A 25,222-nucleotide genomic window follows, 5' to 3' on the forward strand; every position below is an offset into this window, starting at 1 on the left:
CTCAGGGCAGGTCGGGCTGCGCGGCCTTGGCGGCCAGCAGCTGGTGCAGGACGGCGTCGCGGGCGGCGGCGAGGGATCGGTCGTCGGTGGCGGCCAGTTCGGCGTCGACGCCGGCGACGAGCGTGTCGGCCAGCTCCGGGGTCAGGTGGACGCGGCCGAGGTCGCGCCACCACTCTTCCGTCGGCGGCCCGAGGTGCGCGAGGACGTGCGCGAGCCCGCCCGCGCCGCCGGAGAGGTGCTGGTTGACGAACGGGCCGAGCACCGCCCAGCGCAGACCGGGCCCGTTGGCGATCGCGGTGTCGATGTCCGCGACGGTCGCGATGCCGCGTTCCACCAGCGAGTACGCCTCCTGCCACAGCGCGGCCTGCAGCCGGTTCGCGACGTGGCCGGGCACCTCGCGCGCCAGCCGGATCGGGCGTTTCCCGATCGAGGTGTAGAACGCCACGGCCCGGTCGACGACCCCGGGCGCGGTGTCGCGGCCGGGGACGACCTCGACCAGCGGGATCAGGTGCGGCGGGTTGAAGGGGTGCCCGACGACGACCCGCTCGGGGTGGCGCGGGCAGCCGCGCGCGATGGCGCTCGGCAGCAGCCCGGACGAGCTGCTCGCCAGCACCACGTCCGGCCGCGCGGCCTCGTCGAGGACGGCGAACAGCGCGTGCTTGACGTCCTCGCGCTCGGGTCCGTTCTCCTGGACGAAGTCCGCGACCGAGGCCGCTTCGCCGGGGTCGGCGACGAACCGCAGCCGATCCGGGTCCTCAAGCGCACTTCGCAAGCGTTCCTCGGCACCGGGTGCCGGATCGGTGGCGACGACGTCGAGGCCGTTCGCGAGGAAGAGCCGTGTCCAGCTCGCGCCGATCACGCCGGTGCCGACGACCGCGACCGTGGTCACGCGCGTGCCCCGAAGTGGTCCAGCGCGGTGGGATCGGCCAGGACGTCGGCGCCGACGACGTCGCCGGCCCGGGCGCCGAGCAGGAGTTTCTTCACGGGCAGCTCCAGTTTCTTCCCGGTGCGGTTGCGGGGGATCACCGGGACGGCGGTGATCGTGTCCGGCACGTGCCGCGGCGACAGCGCGCTCTTCAACGCCGAAGCGATCTTCGCCCGCAGCGGCGCGTCCAGGACGGCGTCCCGGAGCACGACGTAGAGGCGGAGGTCGCCGTTGCCGCCCGCCGGGTCTTCCAGGTGCACGACGAGCGAGTCGTCGACCTCCGGCAGCTCCTCCACGACGGCGTAGAACTCGGCGGTGCCGAGCCGGACGCCACCGCGGTTCAGGGTGGCGTCCGAGCGCCCGGCGATGACGCAGCTGCCTTCGGGGGAGAACCGGATCCAGTCGCCGTGGCGCCAGACACCGGGGTAGGTGCCGAAGTACGTGTCGCGGTAGCGCGCACCGGTGTCGTCGCCCCAGAACCCGACCGGCATGGACGGCATCGGCGCGGTGATCACGAGTTCGCCCAGTTCGCCGACGACTTGCGCGCCGTGCTCGTCGAACGCCTTGGCGTCGACCCCGAGGCAGGGCCCGGAGATCTCCCCGGCGACGACCGGCTGCAGCGGGCCGCCCTGGACGATCCCGCTGCAGACGTCGGTGCCGCCGCTGCCGACGTTGAGCAGGACGCCCGGGAATCGCTCGTGCACCCAGTGGTAGCCCTCGGCGGGCAGCGGGCTGCCGGCCGCGCCGAGCTGCCGCAGCGCGCTCAGGTCGTGGGACGCGGCCGGGTCGAGGCCCGCTTTCCGGCACGCCATCAGGAAACCCGGGCTCGCGCCCATCAGCGTCGCGCGGGTCTCGGCGGCCAGGCGCCACTGCCACGCGAGGTCGGGGTGCAGCGGGTTGCCGTCGACCAGCACGATCGACGCGCCGGTGAGCAGCCCCGAGACCAGCGCGTTCCACATCATCCAGGCGGTGGTGGAGAACCACAGGATCCGGTCGCCGGGGCGCAGGTCCCAGCTGAGGGCGTGGTTCTTGAGGTGTTCGAGGAGGATCCCGCCGTGGCCGTGCACGATCGCCTTCGGCTTGCCGGTGGTGCCCGAGGAGAACAGCACGCACAGCGGGTGCGCGAAGCCGACCGGCTCGAACCCGGGTGCGCTTTCGGTGAGCAGGTCGTTCCAGGCGAGCGTGTCCGGGAGGTCGTGGCCGCCGTAGGGGACGTGGACGACGTGCTCGACGGTCGGCAGGCCCGCGCGGATCTCGGCCACCTCGGCGCGGCGGTCGACGTCCTTGGTGCCGTAGCGGTAGCCGGCCACGGTCAGCAGCACCCGCGGTTCGATCTGGCCGAACCGGTCGACGACCGAGCGGGCGCCGAACTCCGGCGCGCAGGAGGCCCAGATCGCCCCGAGGCTCGCGACGGCCAGGTAGGCGACCACGGTTTCGGGGAGGTTCGGCAGGTACGCCACAACGCGGTCGCCACGCCCGACGCCGAGCCTCATCAGGCCCGCGCGAGCGCGGGCGACCTGGTCGCGCAGCTCGCCCCAGGTCAGTTCGGTGCGGTCGCGCGTCTGCGAGTAGGCGATCACGGCGACGTCGCCGGCGGGGCCGCCGAGGGCGTGCTCGGCGTAGTTGAGGGTCGCGCCGGGGAACCACTCGGTGCCCGGCATCCGCCGGTCCGGGACGACCGCGCTCGCCGGGGAGTGGAAGCGGACGCCGAAGAAGTCCTTGATCGACGCCCAGAAGCCGTCGAGGTCGGTCACCGACCAGCGGTGCAGCGCCGAGTAGCCGTCGAAGGGGTGGCCGCGCTCGGCCAGCCACGCCAGGTACCGGTCGATTTCGGTCATCGGCCGACCTTCCCGGCGCGCTTGTCGAGGAACGCCTGCATCCGTTCCTTGGCCTCGGGGCTGCCGCCCGCGACGGCGGCCATCAGCGCCTCCAGCAGGTAGCCCTCGGCCGGGTTGGCCTCGGCGATGCGGGGAAGCGCCTGCAGCACGGCGAAGTTCGTGACCGGGGAGTTCGCGGCGATCTTGCGGGCCAGGCCGAGCGCGTGCGCGGAGCCGTCGTCGACGAGGTAGTGCGACAGCCCGGCGGCGTGGCCTTCGCCGGCGTCGAGGACGCGGCCGGTGAGCATCATGTCGGCCACCCGGTGCGCGCCGATCAGCCGCGGCAGCCGCACCGACGCGCCGCCGCCGACGAACAGGCCGCGCTGACCTTCGGGCAGCGCGTAGAACGCCGACGGCTCGGCGACGCGGATGTGCGCGGCCGCCGCCAGTTCCAGGCCGCCGCCGATGACCGCGCCCCGCAGCACGGCGACGACCGGGACGCGCCCGCGTTCGAGCCGCTCGAAGGCGCGGTGCCACATCATCGAGTGCTCCAGGCCTTCGAACGTGTCGCGCTCGGTCAGCTCGGACAGGTCGAGCCCGGCGGAGAAGTGCTCGCCCACGGCGTCGAGCACGACCGCCTTGACCCCGCGGGGCGGGGCGCCGAAGAACGCTTCGAGGCCCAGCACGGTGGCGTCGTCGAGGGCGTTGCGCTTCTCGGGCCGCGCGAGCCGCAGCACGGCGATGTCGTCGTGCAGTTCGAGACGCAGGGACGGGGGCAGGAAAGCGGTGGTCATGCGGGTCCGTTCGGGAGGGCTTCGGCGGCCCGCGCGCGGAGTTCGACGCGGCGGATCTTGCCGGTGGCGTTGCGGGGCAGGGCATCGGTGAACCGGATGTACTTCGGGACCTTGTAGCGGGCGAGGTGCAGTTCGAGGTGGGCGCGGAAGGTGGCTTCGTCGAGTTCGGCGCCGGCGCGGCGGACGACGAAGGCGGCGCCGACCTCGCCCCAGCGCTCGTCGGCCACGCCCACGACGGCGCAGTCGCCGACCGCGTCGAGCCGGACCGCGACGGCCTCGATCTCGGCCGGGTAGACGTTCTCGCCGCCGGAGATGATCAGGTCCTTGACGCGGTCGACGACGTGGGCCCAGCCGTCGTCGTCGACCTTGACGACGTCGCCGGTGCGGAACCAGTCGCCGTCGACGAAGCTCGCCTTCGATTCTTCCGGCCGGTTCCAGTAACCGCCGAAGACGTGCGGGCCGCGCACGAGCAGCTCCGCCGGTGTCCCGGAGACCGGCTCGGGGGTGAGGCCGGGGCCGAGAGCGGCGACGTCGGTGAAGAAGTGCGGCACCCCCGCGGCGACCGGGTGGTCGAGCGTGCCCTCGTGGGTGGCCATCGAGACACCCGGCGAGGCCTCGGTCATGCCGTAGCCCTGAAGGAGTTTCACGCCGCGGTCGAGCCACGCGCGGGCGACGCGCTCGGCGACCGGCGAACCGCCGTAGAGCACGCACGTCAGCGAGCTCAGGTCCGTGCGGTCCCAGTCTTCGTGGCGGCACAGCAGTTCCAGCATCGTCGGGACGGCGGAAAAGCTCGTGATGCCGGCCTCGCCGATCCGGCCGAGGATCGTGCCGGGGTCGAACTTCGCCACCGGTTCCACGCTGCCGCCCTTGAACAGGGTCGGCAGCGTGATCTGGCCCAGCCCGACGCAGTGGAACAGTGGCGCGATGCACAGCGCCCGGTCGGTGCCCAGGACGTCGAGGTGGGCGAGCTGGTTGACGGTGTTCCAGGTGAGGTTCCCGTGGGTGAGGACCGCCGCCTTCGGCCGGCCCGTGGTGCCCGAGGTGTAGAGCAGCAGGCACGGGTCGTCCAGCCGCACGCCGGTGACCGGCGGGTCCCCGGCGGCGGCGAGTTCGGCTTCGTAGTCCAGCCCGCCCGCCGGGCACGACGCCGGGTCCGTCGCGACGACGTGCCGGAGCGTCTCCGGCAGCGGACCGGCCACCAGCTCGTCGGTGTCCGGGCTGTGCACCAGCACCGAAGCACCGCTGTCTTCGAGCATGTAGCGGATTTCGGTGGGGGAGAGGCGGTAGTTGAGCGGCACGAAGAGCGCGCCCAGGCGGGCGGTCGCGAAGAGCGTTTCGAAGACGGTGACGTCGTTGACGCCGAGGTAGGCGACGCGGTCGCCCGGCCGCACGCCGAGCCGGGTGAACGCGCCGGCCAGCCGTTCGACGCGCTCGGCGAGCCCGGCGTAGGTGCGCGTGCGGCCGGGCTGGACGAGCGCGGTGCGCCCGGGGGAGATCCGGGCCCGGCGCGCGGGCCAGCTGCCGAGGCCGAAGCCGGCCGGGCCGTGGGTCATGCCGCGCACCTCCTATGTCAGGAACCCTGAGATACTCACGAGCATGACCGTCACCCGCGCGGGCTGTCAAGGGTGGGCCGTCCGGAAGCGGGTTTTTTGGTGCCTACGCCGGGAAGACGTGCTTTCGGCCGACAGTCGTTCACCGTCGGTTCGGCCGTTGGCGGGGTTGCGCCGTTTGGATCAAGTACTAGGCTGCGTAGGTGCGGTTCAGGAGCAGCCGCCCTCCCCCAGACTTGCCGGCGTTCGAGCGGGCAGTGGACACCGCTCGAACCGCCATCCGCTAGTGAAGGCGTACACAATGTTGGTCGTGCAGCACCCCGCGACGGCGATCCCCGTGCCGTCTCCCCGTGTGGAACGCAGTTCCTCCGCCATCAAGGTCATCCGGCCGTACTTCGGCGCGGTGATGGTCCGGATCAGCGGCGCGCTCGACGAGGACAGCGCCGCCGAGCTCGGCTCGGTCCTCGCCACCTGGGCGCACCGGCGGTTCCCGACGCTGGTGCTCGACCTCTCCGAGGTCGACTTCCTGGACTCGGCCGGGCTTTCCGTGCTCGCGGACATCCACGTGCGGACGGTCCGCGAGAACACCACCCTCCGGATCGTCACCGGCGAGAACCGCGTCGTCCGGCGCGCCCTGGCCGGCAGCGGCCTCGACCACGCGCTGAACCTGAGCCCGCTGCCGGCGGGCTGGGAGCGGGCGACGGAGATCCCGAACTAGCGGGCGGGCGCAGCACTCGGCCGACTTGGCGGCTCGCCGCACACGCCGCACCACCTCGGGGGCGGATCAGTGCGCGGACCGGAGTCGGCTCACTCCGCTTGGCCGGCGTTCGAAGGTTCCGGGCCGCTCGCCGCCGCGGGGTGGTCGATCCTGGCCGTCATCGTGTCGCGGCGCTTTCGCCGGCCACTTCGCGCAAGCTTTCGATCGTCTCGCGCAGGGCGTCGTCGGTCGAGGTCGGCTCGATGCCGAACCTCGCCGTCGCCGCCGAGGAATCCAGCACGAACGGCCCGCGCAGCTGGTACTCGACTTCCGGCATCTCGCGCGCCGTCACGTTGAACACTCCCGCCAGCCGCAACGCGATCCGCGGCATCGTCGTCACGCGGGCCGCCGGGGCTCCCGCCAGCTCCGCCGCCCGCGTCGCCAAGGCTCGCACCGACATCGGCGGCGGGGTCGGCGCGTGCCACGGCCGGCCCCATGCGCCCTCGTCCGCCGCGACCGCCACCAGCGTGCGAGCTACGTCGCCGACGTAGGTCCAGCTGTGCGGCGCGTCGAGGTCGGCCGGGGCCGCCGCGCGCTTGCCCGCCAGGACCTTCGGCAAGACCAGCGCCGTGAACGCCGACAACGCGTTCGCGCCGAGGTAGTCCGAGCCGCGGACCTCGGCCGTGCGGATCCGGCCGGCCTCGTGGGCCGCCAGCGCGTCGGCCCAGAGCCTGGCCCGGACCTCGCCCTTGACCGAGTTCGGGCGCGGGGGGAGCTGCTCGGTCATCGGGCCGTCGACCGCGCCGTAGGCGTACAGGTTCCCGGTCGTGACGAGCACCGCGCCGCTCGCCTCGGCCGCGTGCAGGAGCGCCGCGCCCAGTGGCGGCCAGTCGGTCGACCAGCGGTGGTACGCCGGTCCCGCGCAGCTGTACAGCGCGGCCGCCCCGGCCGTGTGCCGCGCGAGCGTGGCGGCGTCGGTCGCGTCCGCCGCCACGAGCTCGACGCCTTCGACAGCCGGGCCGCCACCGCGCCGGCTGAGCAAGCGGACTTCGTCGCCGCGGGCGGCGAGCAGGCGCGCGGTGGCCGAACCGACCGGACCGGCGCCGACGATGACGTGCAGAGCCATGGAACCCCCAGGAGAGAACACTGTTCTCGAACAAGAACACCGTACGAGCAGCGGGCTCGCCAAGTCAAGAACAGTGTTCTCGCCTGTGCGACACTGGGGCCGTGTCCGCCTCGTCGCTGCGTGCCAGGGTCCGCTCGGAGATGCACCAGGAGATCAAGGAAGTCGCCCGCCGGCGTCTCGCCGAGGAGGGCGCGAACCTGTCCCTGCGCGCCGTGGCCCGCGACCTGGGAATCGTCGCTTCCGCGCTGTACCGGTACTTCCCGAGCCGCGACGCGCTGCTGACGGCGTTGATCATCGACGCCTACGACGCACTGGGCGACGCGGCGGCCGAAGCCGAAGCGGCGCTCCCGCGCGACGACCTGCGCGGCCGGTGGCTGGCGGCCTGCCACGCGGTCCGGTCGTGGGCGCTCGCGCACCCGGCCGAGTACGGCCTGCTCTACGGCGACCCGGTCCCCGGCTACGCGGCGCCGCCGGACACCGTGGCCCCGGCGTCGAAGGTCATCCTGCTGCTGGCGGCCATCGTCGCCGAGGCGCCGGAGGCCCCGGCCGGCCCGCCGCCGCCGGCCCCGGTCCGCGCCGACCTGCGCCGCCTGGTCGACGAGCAGGCGGGAGAACTGCCGGAAGAGCGCCTGGACCGGGTGCTGCTCGCCTGGACGCACCTGTTCGGCCAGGTCAACTTCGAGGTCTTCCACCGCCTCGACGACATGATCCAGGCCCGCGCGGAGTACTTCGAGCACCACATGGCCCTGCTGGCCGGCCTGGCCGGCCTGCCCTGAGCCGCTCTCAGGCGCGGAAGTACGCGCGGAACGTCGTGCCGTGGTCGCCGGTGTGCAGGCGGACCAGGTCGGCCAGGTAGTTGACCAGCAGCAGCCCGCGGCCCCGGGGCTGCTCGGGCGGCGCCGGGTGGCGGCCGGCCAGCGGATCGGCCAGGGTGCCGCTGTCCTCGACCTCGCAGACGAACTCGCCGTCCTCGTTCCACAGCCGGACCGTGCCCGTGCCACCGCCGTGTTCGACGCAGTTGGACAGCAGCTCCGTCACGACCACCTCGACGTCGGCGACCTGGTCGGCGTCCAGCCCACCGGCCGCCGCGTGCACGTGGGCCAGGGCCCGGGCCGCCGCGAGGTCCGTCGTGTCCGCCAGCTCCACCACCCGGTCCGCCGCCGGCCCCGGCGGCAGCGGCCGGTTGTAGCGGGTCAGCACGTCGTCGGGGGCGTACGCCGTGCTGGGGCGGCGGCCGGCGCCGTCGATCAGGACCGGGTGGGTGGCCTCGGCGTCGGCCAGCGCGGCCGGGTCGAGCCGCGAGACGTCGTAGGGACACAGGATCGTCACGTCCCGGCCGGTGAACGCGTGGTTGATCAGTGCCTCGTGCTGCACGCACGCCGGGTATTCGACATCCGAGCGGCCGGCCCAGATCGGCTCGCCGATGATGCGCACCGGCCCGGCCGAGTGCGCGTCGGCGAAGGCCCGCAGCACGCGCGGGATGATCCGCCCGGGGTTGCGCCCGGCGTCGGTCATGTCCAGCAGCCGGACCTTGCCCGCGTCCGCGCCGAGCTCGCGGCGCAGCAGCTCGAGGTGGGGCCCCGGCACGGCGACGGCGACCGGCTCGCCGGCGGCGAGCCCGGCCCACACGAACGGAACGCATCCGGCCACGTACTCGGCGTCGTCGCGGTAGAACAAGGCGGGGTGGACGAACGGATCCGCGGGCGCGCTCAACTGGCCTCCTCCGAGTACCGAGGACGCCTCCCAGTATGCGCGATCGGCGTCACCGGTCCGGGGGAACCCGTCAGGAAAGCCGCTGGGCCGCCTCGAGCAGCATGGCGTGCACGAACGCCTGGGGCAGGTTCCCCCGCAGCTGCCGTTGCCGCACGTCGTACTCCTCGGCGAGCAGCCCCGGCGGCCCGCACGCGGCGCGGTTGCGTTCGAACCAGCGGAACGCCTCGGTCCGCTCGCCCTGGTGCGCGTACGCCAGCGCCATCGTGAACCCGCACAGCAGGAACGCGCCTTCGGCTTCGCCGAGGGGCCGCTCGTCGGGCGCGAAGCGGTAGACGTACCCGTCTTCGGTGAGGTTTTCGCGGACGGCGTCCAGGGTCGCGCGCGTCCGCGGGTCGTCGGCGGGCAGGGCGCCGCGGACCGGCGGCAGCAGCAGCGCCGAGTCGGTCCCGGTGTGCGCGGGACCGCGCCGCCAGAACCCGCGCGCGTCGAGGCAGCGCGACGTCGTCTCCGCGAGCAGCTTGTCGGCGAGGCCGGACAGCCGCGCCCCGTGGTGGGCGGGCACCTCCCGCGCCAGCGCGTTCAGGCCGGCGACGCAGGCGAGCCGCGAGTGCGTCCACCAGTCGTCTTCCAGCTCCCAGACGCCGGCTTCCGGCTGGTCCCAGCGTTCGGTGATCAGCCGCACGACGACGTCGGAGGCGCGCTGGACGTCGCCGTCGAACCGGCCGTGGCGGGCCGCGGCCGCGTGCAGCTGCAGCAGCTCGCCGAGGGCGTCCAGCTGGAACTGGTGGGCGACGTGGTTGCCGACGACGTCCGAGCCGCCGGGGTAGCCGGGCAGCTTCAACGTCGTTTCGTCGGGTGGCGGGGTGCCGTCGGTGCGGTAGGCGGGCAGGAGCCGGTCGCCGTGGTCGAGGACGCGGGCCGTGCTGAACCGCAGCGCGTCGTCGAGCAGCGGGTGCGGCTCGTCGACGGCGGCGGCTAGCCCGGCGTAGCACTGGTCGCGCAGCCAGACGTACCGGTAGTCGTAGTTGCGGCCGGCTTCCGAGCGTTCCGGCAGGCCGAGGGTGGCCGCGGCGACCATGCCGCCGCCGCGGGTGGTCAGGCCGCGCAGGACCGCGTACGCGTGCTGCGCGTCTCGGGGAGCGACGGTCTGCTTCAGCTCGGGAACCGTTCGGTGCCAAGCGGTTTCGGTCGCGAGCCACGCGGATTCGACGTCGACCGGGTCCGGCAGGCGGCCGCCGATTTCGAGGACGAGGTCGTGGTGCCCGCCGGCGGGCACGGTCAGCTCGAAGCCCAGCCCGTTCTCGCTCGGCGTCGCGTCTCCGGCGCCGGTCCACCGCACCCGCAGGTCGCCGGTGCGGCCGGTCCAGGTGCCGTCGTCGTGGCGCCGCAGTTCCCGCAGCGACCGGCGGCCGAAGCCGTCGGCCAGGTCGAGCCGGACGCGCACCCGCACGTCCCGCTCGACCGCCTCGACCCGGCGCAGCAGCACGACGTGGTGCGGATCCCCGGGGTAGGCCAGGGCGTCCCGGCACTCGACGGCGGTCGACGTCGTCACCCAGCGGTTGCGCCAGATCAGCGTGCCGGGCTCGTAGTAGCCGCCCCAGACGCAGGTTTCGGCCGGGCTCACGGTGTAGCTGCCGGTGCCGCCGATCAGCGAGGACAGCACCGCGCTGTCGGACCAGCCGGGCGCGCAGAGCCAGGCGATGTCCCCGCGCGGGCCGCAGAGGGCACCGCGCTCGCCGTCGGCCAGCAGGGCGTATTCCCGCAGGACGTGCGGGGCGAAGCCGGTCACGACCGCGCTCGGCGCCACACCGCCAGCGCCGTCGCGGCGAGGGCGCTCCCGCCGGCGGCGAGCAGGCCGTGGTGGCGGCTCGCCCACAGCTGGAAACTGCGGGGGGTGGCCTGGGCGTCGAACTCGCCGTGCGCGCCGAAGTCCCGCGTCCGGTCGGCCGGGGCCCAGAGGTTGGCGGGCTGGTCCGCGGGTTTCGCGTCGCCGGTCTGCTGGGACTTGTAGCCCGTCTTAGCGAGGTAGCGGTCGAGGATCCCGGGGGCGACGGCGTTGGCGACGAGCGTGCCGACGGTGCTCCCGCCGACCCAGTATTCGCGCCGCCGCGGGTGATCGGCGGCGTGCACGACGGCCCGCGCGGCGACTTCCGGCTGGTAGATCGGCGGCACGGGTTGTGCGTGATCGGGGAGTTTCGAGAGGACCCACGAGAACTGGGGCGTGTTGACGGCGGGCATCTGCACCATGGTCGTCCGGACCCGGCTGCCTTCGTGCAGGAGTTCGCAGCGGAGGGACTCGTTGAAGCCTTGGATGGCGTGTTTGGCGCCGCAGTACGCGCTCTGCAGGGGGATTCCACGGTAGGCGAGGGCTGAGCCGACCTGGACGATGGTGCCGCGGTCGCGGGGTTTCATGTGCTTGAGGGCGGCCATGGTGCCGTGGACGTAGCCGAGGTAGCTGACCTCGGTGACGCGCCGGAACTCGTCGGGCTCGATTTCGGCGAAGGGCGCGAAGACCGAGGTGAAGGCGACGTTGACCCAGACATCGATGGGGCCGAGTTCCTTTTCGGCCCGTTCGGCGGCGGCTTCGACTTGCTCGAAGTCGGCGACGTCGGTGGGGATTTCGAGGGCGGTACCGCCGTTTTCGGTGACGTCGTCGGCGGCCTCGTGGAGGCCTTTTTCCCCGCGGGCCAGGAGGGCGACGCGGGCGTGCCGGGCCCCGAAGGCGCGGGCGACGGCCCGGCCGATGCCCCCACTGGCCCCGGTTACGACGACGACTTGGTTGCTGGACATGATTACCTCCGTTCTCCGGTGTGGATTCGGGCCGCACGAGCCCAAACGGCCGCGACGACCGCATTCGCCAAAGCCGCGGCCCGCCATCGGGGTGACACCGCGGCCAGGCCGAGCATGCTCAAGCTGTGGGCGGCATCGGCCGTCCAGCCCCACCGCGCGACCACGCCGTCCGGGCGCCGCAGCGTGGCCGCGCCCTGTGCGAGGTGGCGAGCGGCGAGCGCCACCGCGAGTTTCCGCGGAACCGGCAGGTAACGCGAGGCGATCAGCACCCCGCTACCCCAGACCATTCGCGCCGCTGCGATCCCACGCGTCATCGGGACCTCCGTCGCGCCAGCGCAATGCCCGCCGCTGCCGCCAGGCCGGCCGCCGAAACCAGCGCCTTTCCCTTCCGCCTCGGCACTTCCGCCGGTGCCTCCAACCCGCTCGCCAGCAGCTCCGCCAAGTGCATCCCTTCCCGGCCCCCGCTGTCCAGCTGATGCAGCTGGGTCCGGCAGCTGAACCCATCCGCCAGCACCGCGGTCTCCGGCTCGGCCGAACGCACCCGCGGCAGCAAAACCCGCTCGGCGCAAGCCTCCGAAACCTCCAGATGCCCCTTCTCGAACCCGAAGTTCCCCGCCAGCCCGCAGCACCCGGAATCCAGCTGCTCGGCATCGACCCCGGCGGCGGCGAGCAACCGCGCGTCCGCGTCCCACCCCAGCACCGCGTGCTGATGACAATGCACCTGCGCGATCGCCTTCGCCGAAACCCGGGGCGGCCGATAGCCGGGCGAATGCTCGGTCAACAGCTCGGCCAACGTCACCGTCTGCGCCCCCAGCCGCCGGACGTCCTGGTCACCCGGGAACAACTCCGCCGCGTCGGACCGGAAGACCGCCGTGCAGCTGGGTTCCAGCCCCACCACCAACCCGCCGGAATGCAAGTGCGGGGCCAGCGAACGGACCGTGCGCGCCAGGATGTGCTTCGCCACGGCCAATTGCCCCGTCGAAATCCACGTCAACCCGCAGCACAACTCCGCCGACGGCATCGTCACCCGCCAGCCCGCGTCCTCCATCACCCGGACCGCCGCCTGCCCCACGTGCGGGTGGAACGAGTCGGTGAACGTGTCCGGCCACAGCACCACCGTGCCGCGCGCCCCGGTTCCGGACGGCCCGCGCCGCGCGAACCACTGTCGCAAGGTTTCCCCTGCGAACAACGGAACTTCGCGATCCTCGACGCCCGCCGCGAGCGTCGCCAGCCGGGACAGGCCCGGTGCGTGCGTCACCGCGTTCACGACCCGGCCGGCCCGCAGTCGGCCCACGATCCGCGCGAACGCCGGCAGCCAGCCCATCGTGAAGTCCGACCTCGGACGCCGCCACGGGCGGCCCTCGTAGTGGTGCGCCAGGAACTCCGCCTTGTACGTCGCCATGTCCACATTGGCCGGACAGTCCGTCTTGCACCCCTTGCACGCCAAGCACAAATCGAGCGCGTCGCGGACCTCCGTGGAGCGCCAGCCGTCGGCGACGGGACTGTCGCCGTGCCCGTCCAGCATCTCGAACAGCAGCCGGGCGCGGCCGCGCGTCGAGTGCTCCTCCTCGCCGGTCACCTGGTACGACGGGCACATCACCTGGCCGCCGCTCGTCGTGTGCTGGCGGCACCGCCCGACCCCGACGCAGCGGTTGGCCGCCTGGGCGAACGAACCGCCGTCGTGGGGGAACCGGAAGTGCAGGTCCTGCGGGTCCGCCGGGCTCCAGCCGCTGCCGAGGCGCAGGTGCTCGTCGAGCCGCGCCGGCGCGACGACCTTGCCCGGGTTCATCCGGTTCCCGGGGTCGAAGACGGCCTTGAGCTGCCCGAACGCCGTCACCAGCTCGGTCCCGAACATCTTGGGCAGCAGTTCGCCGCGCGACTGCCCGTCGCCGTGCTCGCCGGAGAACGAGCCGCCCAGCGAGGCGACGAGATCCGCGGCGCGCTCCATGAACCGGCGGTAGGTCGCGACGCCGTCGGCGCTGTAGAGGTCGAACGGGATCCGCGTGTGCACGCAGCCCTGGCCGAAGTGCCCGTACAGGCTCGGCCCGGTGTCGCCGGCGTACCCGAACTCCTGGTACAGCGCGGTCAGCTTCCGCAGGTACTCACCGAGCCGTTCGGGCGCGACGGCCGAGTCCTCCCAGCCCTCGAACGTGTCGGCCTTGCCGGGCACGTGCGCGGTGGCCCCGAGCCCGGCTTCGCGGACCTGCCACAGCTCGTTCTCGCGCGCCGGGTCGTCCAGGAATTCGACGTCGGCCTCGTGCTCGGTGTCGTGCAGGGCCTCGAGCATCTTGTGGGCCTGGCGGTCGGCCTCGTCGTGCGTCGACGCGGCGAACTGGACCATCAGGAACGCCCGGCCCTCGGGCATTTCCCGCAGGGCCTGCGGATTCATGTCCTTGATCTGCTGGTCGCGGATCAGCTTGTGATCGACGCCTTCCAGCGCGACCGGCTCGTGCGGCAGGATCGACGGGACGGCGTCGGCCGCCTTCGCGATGTCCGGGTAGCCGAGCACCACCAGCGTCCGCTCGGGCAGCACCGGCACCAGTTCCAGCTCGGCCCGCAGCACGGTGACCAAAGTGGACTCACTGCCGACCAGCAGCCCGGCGACGTCGAAATCGTGTTCCGGCAGCAGGGAGTCCAGGTTGTAGCCGGACACGCGCCGCGGGATGTCCGGGAACCGGCGGCGGACCTCGTCGGCGTAGGTGTCGCGCAACCGCCGCAGCTGCCGGTAGATCGCCGCGCGCGGGTCGCCGTGGCGCTCGATCCCGGCGTACTCCTCGTCGGTCGTTTCCCCGCACCAGAACCGGGTTCCGTCGTAGGTGAGCACCTCCAGCCGCCGGATGTTGTCGACGACCTTGCCGGTCCGCTGGGCCGTCGCGCCGCACGAGTTGTTGCCGATCATGCCGCCGAGCGTGCAGTTCATGTGCGTCGCCGGTTCCGGCCCGAACCGCAGGCCCGTGTCGGCCAGCTGCCGGTTCAGCTCGTCGAGCACGATCCCCGGCTGCACGACGCACGTGCGCGCGTCGGCGTCGACCGACTCGAGTTCCGTGCAGTACTTGGAGAAGTCGAGTACGACGGCGGTGTTCGTGCACTGGCCGGCCAGGCTCGTGCCGCCGCCGCGCGAGAGCACCGGCGCCCCGAACTCCCGCGCCACCGCGATCGCCGCGACGGCGTCGTCCGGCGTCTTCGGCACGACGACGCCGATCGGCACCTGGCGGAAGTTGGACGCGTCGGTCGAGTACGCCGCGCGCGTGCCGCGGTCGAAGCGCACTTCACCGGCGACCCGCTCGCGCAGGGCCGCGGCGAGCGCGCCGGTGTCCAGGTCCTCGTGGTCGGGGTGGCGCACCACGGGGTCGGGGAGCTGGACGGTTCCCATCGTGGATCCTCCTTCAGAGTGCGTACTCGGCGGCGGCCTCGGCCCGGAACGCGAGTCCGTGGCCGGGCGCGGTCAGCTCGGGGGTGACGGTGCCGCCGGCCGGGTCGAGGCAGCCGTCGAAGAACAGCCGCTCGATCCGGTCGTGGTCGGCGAACCATTCGATGTGCCGGAAGTTCTGCGTGGCGACGGCGGCGTGCGCCGAGAGGTTGGGGGCGCAGTGCGCCGACACGTCCCGGTTCACCGCCGCGGCGAGCGCCGTGGCGCGCTGCCACTCGGTGTAGCCGCCGCAGCGGGTGACGTCGACCTGCAGGCAGTCGACCGACGGCAGCATGTGCGCGAAGTAGGGCAGGTCGTAGCCGTACTCGCCGGCGGCGATGTCCGGGCCACCGGGGAAGCGCGTCGCGGCGAGCCCGGGCAGGTCGTCGCTCGAAACGGGCTCCTCGAACCACGTGACGCCCCACTCCAGCAGCCGTTCGGCGACCCGGCGGGCCTGGCCGGGGGAGTAGGCGCCGTTGGCGTCCACGAAGACCTCGACGTCATCGCCGACCTTGTCCCGCGTCACGGCCACCCGGTCCAGGTCGCGGTCCACGCGGGTGCCCGCCGACTCGCCGATCTTGATCTTCACGCGCGGGATGCGCTGGCGGCGGACCCAGTGGTCCAGCTGCGCGACCAGTTCGCCGTCGGTGAGCGTGGTGAACCCGCCGCTGCCGTACACGGCGACCTCGTCGTGCACCCGGCCGAGCAGCCTGCTCACCGGCAGGTTCAGCGAGCGGGCCGCGGCGTCCCACAACGCGATGTCCACGGCGGACATCGCGCAGGAGACCAGGCCCGGCCGCCCGAGGTTGCGGATGGCGTGCCGCATGGCCGCCCAGCAGGCGGGGACGTCGAGCACTTCGCGGCCCCGGACGGCGTTCGCGAGCATTCCTTCGACCAGCGGTACGCAGGCCGCGTCGGCGTAGGTCCAGCCGAGCCCCCGGATTCCGCCGGCTTCGGCGTGCACGACGACGATCGTGGTGGCGTCCCAGGCCAACGTGCCGTCGGCCTCGGGCGCCGTGGTCGGCACCCGGTAGGCCCGGGCGCCGACCCGCTCGATCGTGGTCATCAGTTCTTCTTCCCGGGCAGGAGCTCCTGCAGCTTCGTCTTGACCCCCTGCGCCACGAGGTGGAACGCGTCGGGGTCGCCCTTCAGCACCGCCTGCGCGGCCGACTTCACCTGCTCGAACGTCGCGTGCGGCGGGATCGGCGGCACCTCGGGGTCGCACCGGACGTCCAGCACCGCCGGCTTCCCCGCGGACAGCGCGGTGTCCCACGCCGACGCGAGCTGGTCCGGCTTGTCGACGGTGACGGCCGTGAGACCCAGCGAAAGCGCGAAGCCGGCGTAGTCGACGTCCGGCAGGCTCTGGGACTCCTCGAACTTCGGCGCGCCGCCCATCGCGCGCAGCTCCCACGTGACCTGGTTCAGGTCGTTGTTGTGGAACACGCAGATCACGCAGCGCGGATCGCTCCACAGGTGCTGGTAGCGGGCGATGGTGATCAGCTCGGCGAGGCCGTTCATCTGCATGGCGCCGTCGCCGACGAGGGCGATCACCGGCCGGTCGGGGTGGGCGAACTTCGCGCCGATCGCGTACGGCACGCCCGGTCCCATGGTGGCCAGCGTCCCCGACAGCGACCCGCGGATGTCGCCGCGGATGCGGAGGTTGCGGGCGTACCAGTTGGTGGACGAGCCGGAGTCCGCGGTGACGATGGCGTTCTCCGGGATCCGCTTCGACAGCTCCGACACGATGGCCATCGGGTTGACCGGGTCGGCGTCGACCGCGGCTTCCTTTTCGACGGTCTCCCACCAGGACGCGACGTTCTTCTCGATCGTCTCGCGCCACGACCGGTCCGGCTTGCTCGTCAGGCGGGGCAGCAGCGCCCGCAGCGTGGCCGCGCTGTCGCCGACGAGGTTGACCTCGGTCGGGTAGCGCATCCCGATGAACCGGCCGTCGAGGTCGATCTGCACCGCCCGCGCCTGGCCGAAGTCCGGCAGGAACTGGCTGTACGGGAAGTTCGAGCCGACGATGAGCAGCGTGTCGCAGTCGCGCATGAGCTCGTAGCTCGGCCGGGTGCCGAGCAGCCCGATCGCGCCGGTCACGTACGGCAGCTCGTCGGACAGGACGTCCTTGCCCAGCAACGCTTTCGCGATGCCGGCCCCGGTGACCTCCGCGAGCTGCTTGACCTCTTCGGCCGCACCGCGCGCGCCCTGACCGACGAGGATCGCGACCTTCTCGCCGGCGTTGAGCACCTCGGCCGCCGCGTCGAGGTCCGTTTCGGGCGGGACCGGGGCGGGCCACGCCGTGCTCGGCGGGCTGGAGGGCACCTGCTTGAACGCGTGCTTCGGCGCTTCGTACGGTTCTTCCTGCAGGTCGGCGGGGATGATCAGCGCGGTCGGGCAACGGCCGGCCTCGGCCGTGCGGATCGCCCGGTCGAGCGCGTTCGGCAGCTGCTCGGCGACGTTGACCTCGACGAGGTATTCGCTCGCGACGTCCTTGTAGAGCGCCTGCAGGTCGATCTCCTGCTGGTAGCTGCCGCCCATCGCGCTGCGCGCGGTCTGCCCGACGATGGCCACGACCGGGACGTGGTCGAGCTTGGCGTCGTAGAGCCCGTTGAGCAGGTGGATCGCGCCCGGCCCGGACGTCGCCATGCAGACGCCGACCTTGCCGCTGAACTTCGCGTAGCCGACCGCCGAGAAGGCGGCCATCTCCTCGTGCCGCGCCTGCACGAAGCGTGGCTGGTTGTCCGCTTTGCCGAACGAGGCGACGAGGCCGTTGATCCCGTCGCCGGGATAGGCGAAAACCTGCTCGACGCCCCATTCGCGCAAGCGTTGGAGCAGGTAGTCGCCGACTGTCTGAGCCATGAGTACTCCCTGTGCGTCCTGAGCTTCCGGTGTCGGTTACCCGTGCGGCGCCCGTGGAATCGCAGTACCCGCTTTCGAGTCGTATCATTCTTGCGTGACGCAAATGTCCTCGGAGTCCGATGAGGCCGGTGCCGCGCTGGCGGTGCTGCGGGCCATGGTGACCATCGCCGACGCGACGGTCGGGCGGACCACCGAGCAGCTGACGCTCACCCAGTTCCGCGCGCTGCGGGTGGTGACCGACCGGACGCCGGTAACGGTGGGCAAAGTGGCGCGCGAGCTGGCGTTGAACCCGTCGTCGGTCACCCGGGCGTGTGATCGGCTGGTGACGCTGAACCTGCTGGAAAAGGCCCCCAACCCGCTGAACCGCCGCGAGACCCTGCTGGCGCCGACGGCCCCGGGCCGCCGGCTGGTGGACCGCGTCGACGCCGACCGGCGGCAGGTGCTCGCGACCGTGCTCGGCCGGCTCGACGCCGAGGACCGGGCAGCTGCGGTCGTCGCTTTCGAAAGGTTCGCTGAGGCGGTCAAAGCGTACGAAACGGATTTTCGACCACTGTTGCGTGACGCAAATTAGGGCCATTCGCTGGGTCGCGGCGCCGCACTCCTACGGCGACGGCGTGGACTTGGCCGGATCGCCGCGGTCCGCGGGGGTCGGCTGCCCGACCCGGACCGTCGGCTAGTCGGCCGGCTCGGTCTCGCCTGGCCGGCGCGGCCCGCGGAGGTTGGTCGCCGGCTGTGTCGCGCGGGGGTCGGCTGCCCGACCCGGACCGTCGGCTACTCGGCCGGCTCGGCTTCGCCCGCTCCGCGCGGCCCGCGGAGGTCGGTCGTGTCCCGCGGGGGCTGGCTGCCCCAGCCGGACCGTCGGCTACTCGGCCGGCTCGGCCTCGCCTGCCCCACGCGGCCCGCGGAGGTCGGTCGCCGGCCGCGTCTCGCGGTCGTGGGCGTTGCGCCGGGCCGTTTCGATGCTGCGCAAGAACGCCACCGGGTCCGCGCCGAACCTGTCGAGTGCCCGGTGGCGGATCCCCGCCGCCACCACCGTCGACCCCACCGCCCACGCCGCCACCACCACGACCACCGCCGGTGCCGGGAGCACCCGGCCCAGGAACGCCAGGCACACCGTCGCCGCCAGTGCCGCGGTGCGGGCCGCGCTGCCGTACCAGCGCTCCGCCGGGCCCGCCGAGAACACCCGCGTCCCCGACAGGTACAGCGCCAGGCCGATCGTCGTGAACCAGCCCGCCGCCTGGGGTGGGGACTCGTGCAGCGACAGGTTCACCCCCGCCGCGATGAGCAGCAGCGCGAACGCCGGGAACAGGTGGCCGCCCGCGTACAGCGAATACGCCAGCGCCGGGTTGCCGCCCGACAGGTCGAGCATGCGCTCGTAGATCAGCGCCGCCGACGTGAAGTACAGCCACCACAGCGCGCCCGCCATCACCAGGCCGGCGGCCAGCGACGCCCAGTACGCGAGGTCGTCGGCCGGCCGCTCGAGCGCCGCCGTGCCGACCGTGATCACCAGCTCGCCGAGCAGCAGGATCATGAACAGCCCGAACCGCTCCGCCAGGTGCGCCGAGTCGACCGCCAGGTTCGGGTCGCTCGGCGGCGCCCACATGCTCCGCCACCTCGCCTCGCGCGTGGGCCGCTCCCGGCGTTCGCCGCGACGCCGTTTCGGCCGGTCGCCGAGCAGCAGGAAGCCCGCCTCCTGCAGCAGCGCGAACACCCACAGCGCCCACGTCTGCGGGATGATCGCCGACACGCCGAACAGGACCGCCGAGATCGTGTAGCCCCAGCTGATCCGCCGCTGGTCGAGCCCCTCGCGCGCCGGCCAGCGGTGCGCGGCCGCCAGGATGAGCCGGACCCCGGCCATGGCCGCGGCGAAGATCGCCGGGTGTCCCTCGAAGACGTGGTGGGCCTGCGTCGCGGCGATCCCGCAGGGGATCGTGCCGGCGAGCACGAACAGCCGGTCGGCGACGCGGCGGTCGTCGCCGCGCCGGTTGTACAGCACCGCGAAGCCGATCCACGTCCACCACAGCGTCGCGAACAGCCCGCCCGCGGCGGCCACCCGCGCCCAGTGCGGGTCGGCGACGACGCCGTGCGCCACCTGGCCCACCGCGAACACGAAGACCAGGTCGAAGTACAGCTCGACCCAGCCGACCCGCTTGCCGCCGCCGGTTTCGTCCACATCGGTCACGACGGCGATTCTGCCGCGTCCGTGGCAGGCCTCCGCGACCGGGCGCCGCGGGAATTAATAACACACCATTCGAACAATGGCAGAATTCGCCCCGGCGGCCGTTGTGGGTAATTCTGCCGCCAATGCGACGCGGGGCTCGTTTATCGCTCGGTAGGCCCGGGAGCTGCGTGAATACGCTTGTACGGTGTACAAGCAGCGATCGCCGGAACACGATGCGTGAACCGCCGGAGAGAATCGCGATCAATTCGATTTCCGCGTTCCGAAACGCCGCTGCTCAGGGTTGACAAGGATGCCGGGCGTGAGGTTCTCTGCTGGTCGGTTCGATCACGCCACGTCCTCCGTGATCGGCCCTGGGGCCCCTCGTCCTGTCCGAGTTCGACGTCAGCCGTGCGCGCGGCTGGGAATCGAGCGATTCCGCCATGCACGAAAGCAGATCCACGCCCCGCCTGCCGGTGGACGCCGCGTGGTGGCCGGCGCACTGGAGCGTCCGCACCAAGATCAGCGTCGTCCTGCTGCTGCCGGTCCTGGTCGCGGTGGCGCTCGCGGAGGTCCGGATCCAGGGCGAGCTCGACCGCGCGACCGCGCTCAGCGCGGCCCGCGACCGGCTGCCGGTGCTGCGCGACACGATCTCCCTGACGGCGTCGCTGGGCGAGGAAATGGTCGCCGCGGTCGCCGTCCCGGCCGGCGCGCCGAACACGCTGACCGCGACCGTCGACGCGAAGGTGGCCGCCGTCCAGCGCGACACCGGGTTCGCGCCCCTGCCCGCCGACACCGGCCGGGCGCTGAACACCGCGCTGGGCAAGCTCGCCGGGATCCGCGCGGCCGGCGCCGGCGGCGGCGACGTCCGCACCAAGGCCGCCGGCTACAACGACATCATCGCCACCCTCGGCGACCTCGTGCCCGCGATCGTCTCCGCCGACGCCGGCAACGCCGAGACCACCCGGCTGCTGGTGCACCTGCGCGGCGAGCTGGCCACCGAAGAGACCTACCGGCGGGCCGCGCAGAACAGCCCCGACGACGCGTCGCTGCGCCCGGCCGTCATCCAGACGACCGCCGAGCAGGAGGTCCTCGCCGAGCAGGCGGAGCACCAGCTGACCGGTGACCAGCTGGCCCGGTTCACCGCGGCGGCCGACGGCGCCGACGAGCGGCTCGACGCCCTGCAGGAGCCGGGCGGCGGCCGCCCGCTCGCCGCGTTGCTGCCCTCGATCACCGCCGAGGCCACCGGCGTGACGGCCGTGCTGAACGACGTCTCGACGCAGCTGGCGGACGACGTAGCGACCGCGGCCGACCGCGCCCGGTCCGACTCCCTGCGTGACACCGCGCTGGTCCTCGGCGCGCTGCTCGGCGCGCTCGCGATCGCCTTGCTCGTGGTGCGGTCGCTGGTGACGCCGGTGCGGCGGCTGCGCGCGGCCGCCCTGCGCGCGGCGAACGAACAGCTCCCGGAGACCGTCCGGCAGGTCCGCGAGGGCCACGACGTCGACTGGCGGGCGGTGCCCGAGTCCGGCGTCGAGACCGAGGAGGAGATCGGGCAGCTGGCCCGGGCGTTCGACGACATGCACCGGCAGGCGGTCCGGCTCGCCGTCGAGCAGGCCGAGCTGCGCAAGCAGGTCAGCGAGATGTTCATGACGCTGTCGCGGCGGAGCCAGTCGCTGGTCGAGCAGCAGCTGTCGATCATCGAGGACCTCGAGGCGGGGGAGCAGAACCCGAAGCGGCTCGACGAGCTGTTCCGGATCGACCACATCGCGACCCGCCTGCGCCGCAACGGCGAGAACCTGCACGTCCTGGCGGGCGGGCGGCCGGTCCGCCACGGGCGCGAACCGGTGCCGACGCGCGACCTGCTGCGCGCGGCGACGTCGGAGGTCAAGGACTACCGGCGGGTGGCGCTGGGCAACGCGCCGCGCAGCTCGGTACAGCCCGAAGCGGCCGCGGACGTCGTGCACATCCTCGCGGAGCTGCTGGAGAACGCGACCCGGTATTCGCCGCCGGAGCACAAGGTGGCGCTGACGGCCGACCGCGGCGCCGACGGCGGGTTGCTCATCGAGGTCGTCGACCAGGGGCTGGGCATGACCCCGGCGGAGCTGTCGGCGGTGAACGAGCGCCTCGCGGCGGCCGGGACGGTCGGCCCGGAGACGACGCGCCGGATGGGGTTGTTCGTGGTCGGCCGGCTGGCGGCCCTGCACGGGGTGACGGTCCGCCTGCGCGCGACGGGAACGGGAGCACGCCACGCGGGGGTGACGGCGAGCGTCCACGTCCCGGGCGCGCTGGTGATCGCGGACCTGGCCCGCCCGATCGGCGCGGGCCGGCTGGTGACGGCGGGCGCGACCCGCAACGGCCACACCCGGCCCCCGGTGGTCCCGGCGCAGGGGTCGACGCCGATCTTCGAGCAGGTCGTGACGAACTGGTTCACCGAGCCGTCCGCGAAGCCGGTGGTGCGGCGGAACGGATCGGTGGGGCCGAAGGAGTGGCCGGCGGTCGGCCAGAAAGCGGCCGACTCCGCGAGCCGGCTCGACGAGGTCGAGTGGCCGGGACAGCCCGAAACCCCTGCGGCGCAGGGAACTTCCGCGGGCGAGGGTGCCGAGTGGCCCGCGGCAGCCGCGGGGCAGGGCACTTCCGCGACGGGCCGCACCGAAGCGGCTGAGCGGTCCGGTCCGGCCGGAACCGCCGCGGCCGAGCCGGGCGGCTCGGCCGGCCGCGCCGAGTGGTCCGGTCTGGCCGGAACCGCTGCAGCGCAGGGTACTTCCGCGACCGGCCGTGGCGAAGCGGCCGACCGGCTCGGTCCGGCCGGAACCGCCGCGGCCGAGCCGGGCGGCTCGGCCGGCCGCGCCGAGTGGTCCGGTCTGGCCGGAACCGCTGCAACGCAGGGTACTTCCGCGACCGGCCGCGCCGAAGCGGCCGACCGGCTCGGTCCGGTCGGCACCTCCGGCGCCGAGCCCGCAGACCCGGCCGGCCGCGGCGACCTGTCGAGCCGGCTCGAACCCGCCGCGGGGATTCCCGCCACCGACTGGCCCACCTCGGTCGAAAAGTCCGTCGCGCGGCCCGAAAAGCCCACCGTCGGCGAGTGGGACACCCCGGCCGACCGCGCGCGGCAAGCCGCCGAAAGCGCTCTCAAGCCCGCCGCCGCTCAGCGGCTCACCGATGCCGGCCTGCCCACCCGGCGGCCCGGGGCCCAGCTCGCCCCCGGTGCGGTCGTCCCGCGCGTGCGCGAGCAGAACGGCGGCTCGTTCCGCGACGCCGCCGCCGTCCGCTCCAGTCTCTCCCGCCACTACCAGGGGATGCGCGCGGCCCGGCGGGAGACCGCGGCGCGCTCCGAAGAATCCGGAAAGGACGAAGTGGATCCGCGATGACGGAACTTCCCGACGTGCCGCGCCGCCACGGCACCGAACCGTCGGCCCGGTCCCTCAGCGGGACGCTGGCCTTCCCCGGTTCCGCCGCGCCGCCCGAACGGACGGCGACGCTGAACTGGCTGGTCAACGGGTTCGTCCAGGATGTGTCGGGGGTCGCGCACGCCGTGCTCGTCTCCGCCGACGGCCTGCTCGTGGCCGCCGACGAGGCGCTGCCCCGCGAGCGCGCCGACCAGCTGGCGGCCATCGCGGCCGGCCTGTCCAGCCTGTCGCTGGGCACCGCCGAGCTGTTCACCGCCGGGCGGGTGGTGCAGTCGGTCATCGAGATGGAGCAGGGCTTCCTGCTGCTGATGAGCGTGGGCGACGGCTCGAACCTCGTGGTGCTCGCCTCGACCGGCTGCGACATCGGGCTGGTCGGCTACGAGATGACGATGCTGGTCGAGCGGGTGGGGCAGAAGGTCGACGTTCCCGCGCGCGAGATACCGGTGGCCCAGGACCACCGGTGATCGACGACCCGCCGCCCGGGCCGTACGGGGAGGAGCCGCGGCGCAGCGCGTCGCTGGCCCGCCCGTACGCCTGGACGGAAGGCCGGACGGCCCCGGCGGTCGAGATCGCCGTCGAAGCGCTGGTCGAGACCACCGCGGCGGGCCGGGCCGAAGCCGGCTACCTCGGGTCGAGCGCGCTGGCGGAGGTCACCGAGCTGTGCCTGCGGCCGCGGTCGCTGATGGAGATCGCCGCGCTGCTGTCGCTGCCGCTCGGCGTGGTCCGCGTGCTCGTCGCGGACCTGATGCAGGACCACCTGGTGATCGTGCGCGACACGCTGTCGGACACGTCCACCTGGGACGAGCGCCACGACCTGATGGAACGCGTGCTGCACGGGCTGCGCGACCTGTAGGAAGGACTTCGCGATGGAGCATTTCGCGCTGGGGCACTGGTTGCTGGTGCTCGCGTACCTCACGTCGGTGGTGGGCTGCGCGCTCGGGCTGGCGTGCGCGGTGCAGGCCCGGCACGCGGCGAACCCCCGCCACCGCCTGCGCTGGCTGGTGCTGGCGGCGGTTTCGATCGGCGGCGTCGGCATCTGGCTGATGCACTTCGTGGCGATGCTCGGCTTCAGCACGCCCGGGATGCCGGTCCGCTACGACATCTTCCGCACGGTGCTGTCGGCGATCCTGTCGGTGGCGGCGGTGTTCGCGGGCCTGCTGGTGGTGGGCGGCCGCGCGAAGTTCGGCTGGTGGCGCCTCGCCCTCGGCGGCGTGATCACGGGCCTGGCGGTGAACGTCATGCACTACACGGGGATGTCCGCGCTGAGGGTGAAGGGCGACTTCGGCTACGACGGCGTCCTGGTGGCGCTGTCGGTGGTGATCGCGGTGGTGGCGGCGACGGCGGCGCTGTGGTTCGCGGTGTTCCTCGACCGGCTGTCGCTGCGGCTGCTGGCCGGGTTCGTGATGGGCGCCGCGGTGACGGGCATGCACTACACGGGCATGGCGGCGGTCCGGATGAACATGGACATGAACGCCCCGGACCCGGCGGGCGTCGAGGTGTTTTCGTTCCTGTTCCCGGTGTTCGTCCTGGCGGCGATCGCGATGGCGGTCCCGCTGTGCGCGGTGCTGATGGCGCCGCCGGTCAGGTCCCAGGCCGCGGAGGTCCCGGCTTCGGAGGGCGAAGTCGTCACGGTGTGAGCTGCTCGCGGATGGCTTCGGTGTCGACGAGGGACCAGATCTCGGCGATCTTGCCGTCGTCGTAGCGGTAGAAGACGTGCTCGACGAAGGAAACGCGCTTGCCGGTGGTCGGCAGCCCGCGGAAGTCCGCGGCCGGAGTGCAGTCGAACCGGATGCGACACGCGACCTGGCCGCCTTGGACGACGAGGCGTTCGACGGCGTAGCGGAGGCCGGGGATCTCGGTGGCGTCGCGCTTCAGGAGGTCCTGGAACGCGGTCAGGCTCAGGGTGCGGTCGTTGTGGACGACCGGGTCGTGCGCGAACGTCCCCAGGTCGGCGAAGCGACGGCCCGCGGGGGGAAC

General features: G+C 73.1%; 21 protein-coding genes. 7 read left to right on the plus strand and 14 right to left on the minus strand.

All coding sequences use genetic code 11. The annotated features are described in order from the left end of the window. Position 1: 1 nt before the first annotated feature. From BLV96_RS00205 to BLV96_RS00220, 4 genes are read right to left on the minus strand one after another with little or no spacing between them, the layout of a single operon-like run. A complete protein-coding gene (locus BLV96_RS00205; protein WP_086680561.1) occupies positions 2-889 on the minus strand; it encodes a 3-hydroxyacyl-CoA dehydrogenase NAD-binding domain-containing protein in 888 nt (295 codons plus the stop codon). Then, positions 886-2,763, minus strand: a complete 1,878-nt coding sequence (locus tag BLV96_RS00210; protein ID WP_086680562.1) for an acetoacetate--CoA ligase — start codon at positions 2,761-2,763, stop codon at positions 886-888. Before BLV96_RS00210 ends, BLV96_RS00205 begins: the two co-directional genes overlap by 4 nt. Beyond that, positions 2,760-3,536 carry a crotonase/enoyl-CoA hydratase family protein gene (locus BLV96_RS00215; protein WP_086680564.1) on the minus strand — a complete coding sequence of 259 codons (777 nt, stop codon included), beginning with the start codon at positions 3,534-3,536 and terminating at the stop codon, positions 2,760-2,762. Before BLV96_RS00215 ends, BLV96_RS00210 begins: the two co-directional genes overlap by 4 nt. After that, positions 3,533-5,089 (minus strand): acyl-CoA synthetase, encoded by a 1,557-nt coding sequence (locus BLV96_RS00220; protein ID WP_086680566.1) that lies wholly within the window; start codon positions 5,087-5,089, stop codon positions 3,533-3,535. The genes BLV96_RS00215 and BLV96_RS00220 overlap by 4 nt, the downstream gene beginning before the upstream one ends. 298 nt (positions 5,090-5,387) lie before the next feature. On the opposite strand from BLV96_RS00220, the gene BLV96_RS00225 reads away from it, so the two are divergent. Beyond that, positions 5,388-5,804 (plus strand): STAS domain-containing protein, encoded by a 417-nt coding sequence (locus BLV96_RS00225; protein ID WP_086680568.1) that lies wholly within the window; start codon positions 5,388-5,390, stop codon positions 5,802-5,804. A gap of 157 nt (positions 5,805-5,961) precedes the next feature. On the opposite strand, the gene BLV96_RS00230 is transcribed toward BLV96_RS00225, so the two are convergent. Next, entirely contained in the window at positions 5,962-6,909 is a 948-nt protein-coding gene (locus BLV96_RS00230; RefSeq protein WP_086680570.1) for an NAD-dependent epimerase/dehydratase family protein, read from the minus strand. A gap of 140 nt (positions 6,910-7,049) precedes the next feature. Between BLV96_RS00230 and BLV96_RS00235 the strand changes: the two genes are divergently transcribed. Further along, on the plus strand, positions 7,050-7,685 hold the full coding sequence (locus BLV96_RS00235; RefSeq protein WP_086680572.1) for a TetR/AcrR family transcriptional regulator: 636 nt from the start codon (positions 7,050-7,052) through the stop codon (positions 7,683-7,685). 7 nt (positions 7,686-7,692) lie between these two features. Here BLV96_RS00235 and BLV96_RS00240 read toward each other — a convergent pair whose 3' ends face one another. From BLV96_RS00240 to BLV96_RS00270, 7 genes are all read right to left on the minus strand, one after another. Further along, positions 7,693-8,622: a sensor histidine kinase gene (locus BLV96_RS00240; RefSeq protein ID WP_086680574.1), complete on the minus strand. Its 930-nt coding sequence runs from the start codon at positions 8,620-8,622 to the stop codon at positions 7,693-7,695. Positions 8,623-8,692: 70 nt separating this feature from the next. Further along, the gene (locus BLV96_RS00245; RefSeq protein WP_244179978.1) at positions 8,693-10,411 is read right to left on the minus strand and encodes a glycoside hydrolase family 15 protein; all 1,719 of its coding nucleotides are present in this window, start codon (positions 10,409-10,411) and stop codon (positions 8,693-8,695) included. Continuing rightward, positions 10,408-11,412 (minus strand): SDR family oxidoreductase, encoded by a 1,005-nt coding sequence (locus BLV96_RS00250; protein ID WP_086680741.1) that lies wholly within the window; start codon positions 11,410-11,412, stop codon positions 10,408-10,410. The genes BLV96_RS00245 and BLV96_RS00250 overlap by 4 nt, the downstream gene beginning before the upstream one ends. Positions 11,413-11,414: 2 nt before the next feature. Next, positions 11,415-11,726: a hypothetical protein gene (locus BLV96_RS00255; protein WP_143050896.1), complete on the minus strand. Its 312-nt coding sequence runs from the start codon at positions 11,724-11,726 to the stop codon at positions 11,415-11,417. Beyond that, complete coding sequence (locus BLV96_RS00260; protein ID WP_086680745.1) at positions 11,723-14,785, minus strand: FAD-binding and (Fe-S)-binding domain-containing protein; 3,063 nt, start codon at positions 14,783-14,785, stop codon at positions 11,723-11,725. The genes BLV96_RS00255 and BLV96_RS00260 overlap by 4 nt, the downstream gene beginning before the upstream one ends. Positions 14,786-14,798: 13 nt before the next feature. Then, entirely contained in the window at positions 14,799-15,887 is a 1,089-nt protein-coding gene (locus BLV96_RS00265) for an enolase C-terminal domain-like protein (RefSeq protein ID WP_086680746.1), read from the minus strand. Continuing rightward, complete coding sequence (locus BLV96_RS00270; protein ID WP_086680749.1) at positions 15,887-17,680, minus strand: thiamine pyrophosphate-requiring protein; 1,794 nt, start codon at positions 17,678-17,680, stop codon at positions 15,887-15,889. The genes BLV96_RS00265 and BLV96_RS00270 overlap by 1 nt, the downstream gene beginning before the upstream one ends. A gap of 103 nt (positions 17,681-17,783) precedes the next feature. Between BLV96_RS00270 and BLV96_RS00275 the strand changes: the two genes are divergently transcribed. Next, entirely contained in the window at positions 17,784-18,251 is a 468-nt protein-coding gene (locus tag BLV96_RS00275) for a MarR family winged helix-turn-helix transcriptional regulator (RefSeq protein WP_244180070.1), read from the plus strand. A 291-nt stretch (positions 18,252-18,542) separates the two neighbouring features. Here BLV96_RS00275 and BLV96_RS00280 read toward each other — a convergent pair whose 3' ends face one another. After that, complete coding sequence (locus BLV96_RS00280; RefSeq protein ID WP_086680753.1) at positions 18,543-19,862, minus strand: low temperature requirement protein A; 1,320 nt, start codon at positions 19,860-19,862, stop codon at positions 18,543-18,545. Between the two features lie 419 nt (positions 19,863-20,281). Here BLV96_RS00280 and BLV96_RS00285 point away from each other — a divergent pair, with 419 nt between their 5' ends. The 4 genes from BLV96_RS00285 to BLV96_RS00300 are packed head-to-tail and all read left to right on the plus strand — an operon-like array spanning position 20,282 to position 24,882. Further along, positions 20,282-23,206 carry a sensor histidine kinase gene (locus tag BLV96_RS00285; protein ID WP_086680755.1) on the plus strand — a complete coding sequence of 975 codons (2,925 nt, stop codon included), beginning with the start codon at positions 20,282-20,284 and terminating at the stop codon, positions 23,204-23,206. Beyond that, positions 23,203-23,709 carry a roadblock/LC7 domain-containing protein gene (locus BLV96_RS00290; RefSeq protein WP_086680757.1) on the plus strand — a complete coding sequence of 169 codons (507 nt, stop codon included), beginning with the start codon at positions 23,203-23,205 and terminating at the stop codon, positions 23,707-23,709. The genes BLV96_RS00285 and BLV96_RS00290 overlap by 4 nt, the downstream gene beginning before the upstream one ends. Further along, entirely contained in the window at positions 23,706-24,098 is a 393-nt protein-coding gene (locus tag BLV96_RS00295; RefSeq protein WP_086680759.1) for a DUF742 domain-containing protein, read from the plus strand. Before BLV96_RS00290 ends, BLV96_RS00295 begins: the two co-directional genes overlap by 4 nt. A 13-nt stretch (positions 24,099-24,111) precedes the next feature. Next, positions 24,112-24,882 (plus strand): MHYT domain-containing protein, encoded by a 771-nt coding sequence (locus BLV96_RS00300; protein ID WP_086680761.1) that lies wholly within the window; start codon positions 24,112-24,114, stop codon positions 24,880-24,882. On the opposite strand, the gene BLV96_RS51515 is transcribed toward BLV96_RS00300, so the two are convergent. Continuing rightward, positions 24,872-25,192, minus strand: a complete 321-nt coding sequence (locus BLV96_RS51515; RefSeq protein ID WP_086680813.1) for an ester cyclase — start codon at positions 25,190-25,192, stop codon at positions 24,872-24,874. The genes BLV96_RS00300 and BLV96_RS51515 overlap by 11 nt on opposite strands. Between the last annotated feature and the right edge of the window lie 30 nt (positions 25,193-25,222).

The organism is Amycolatopsis pretoriensis, assembly GCF_900107925.1.
Lineage (GTDB): Bacteria > Actinomycetota > Actinomycetes > Mycobacteriales > Pseudonocardiaceae > Amycolatopsis > Amycolatopsis pretoriensis.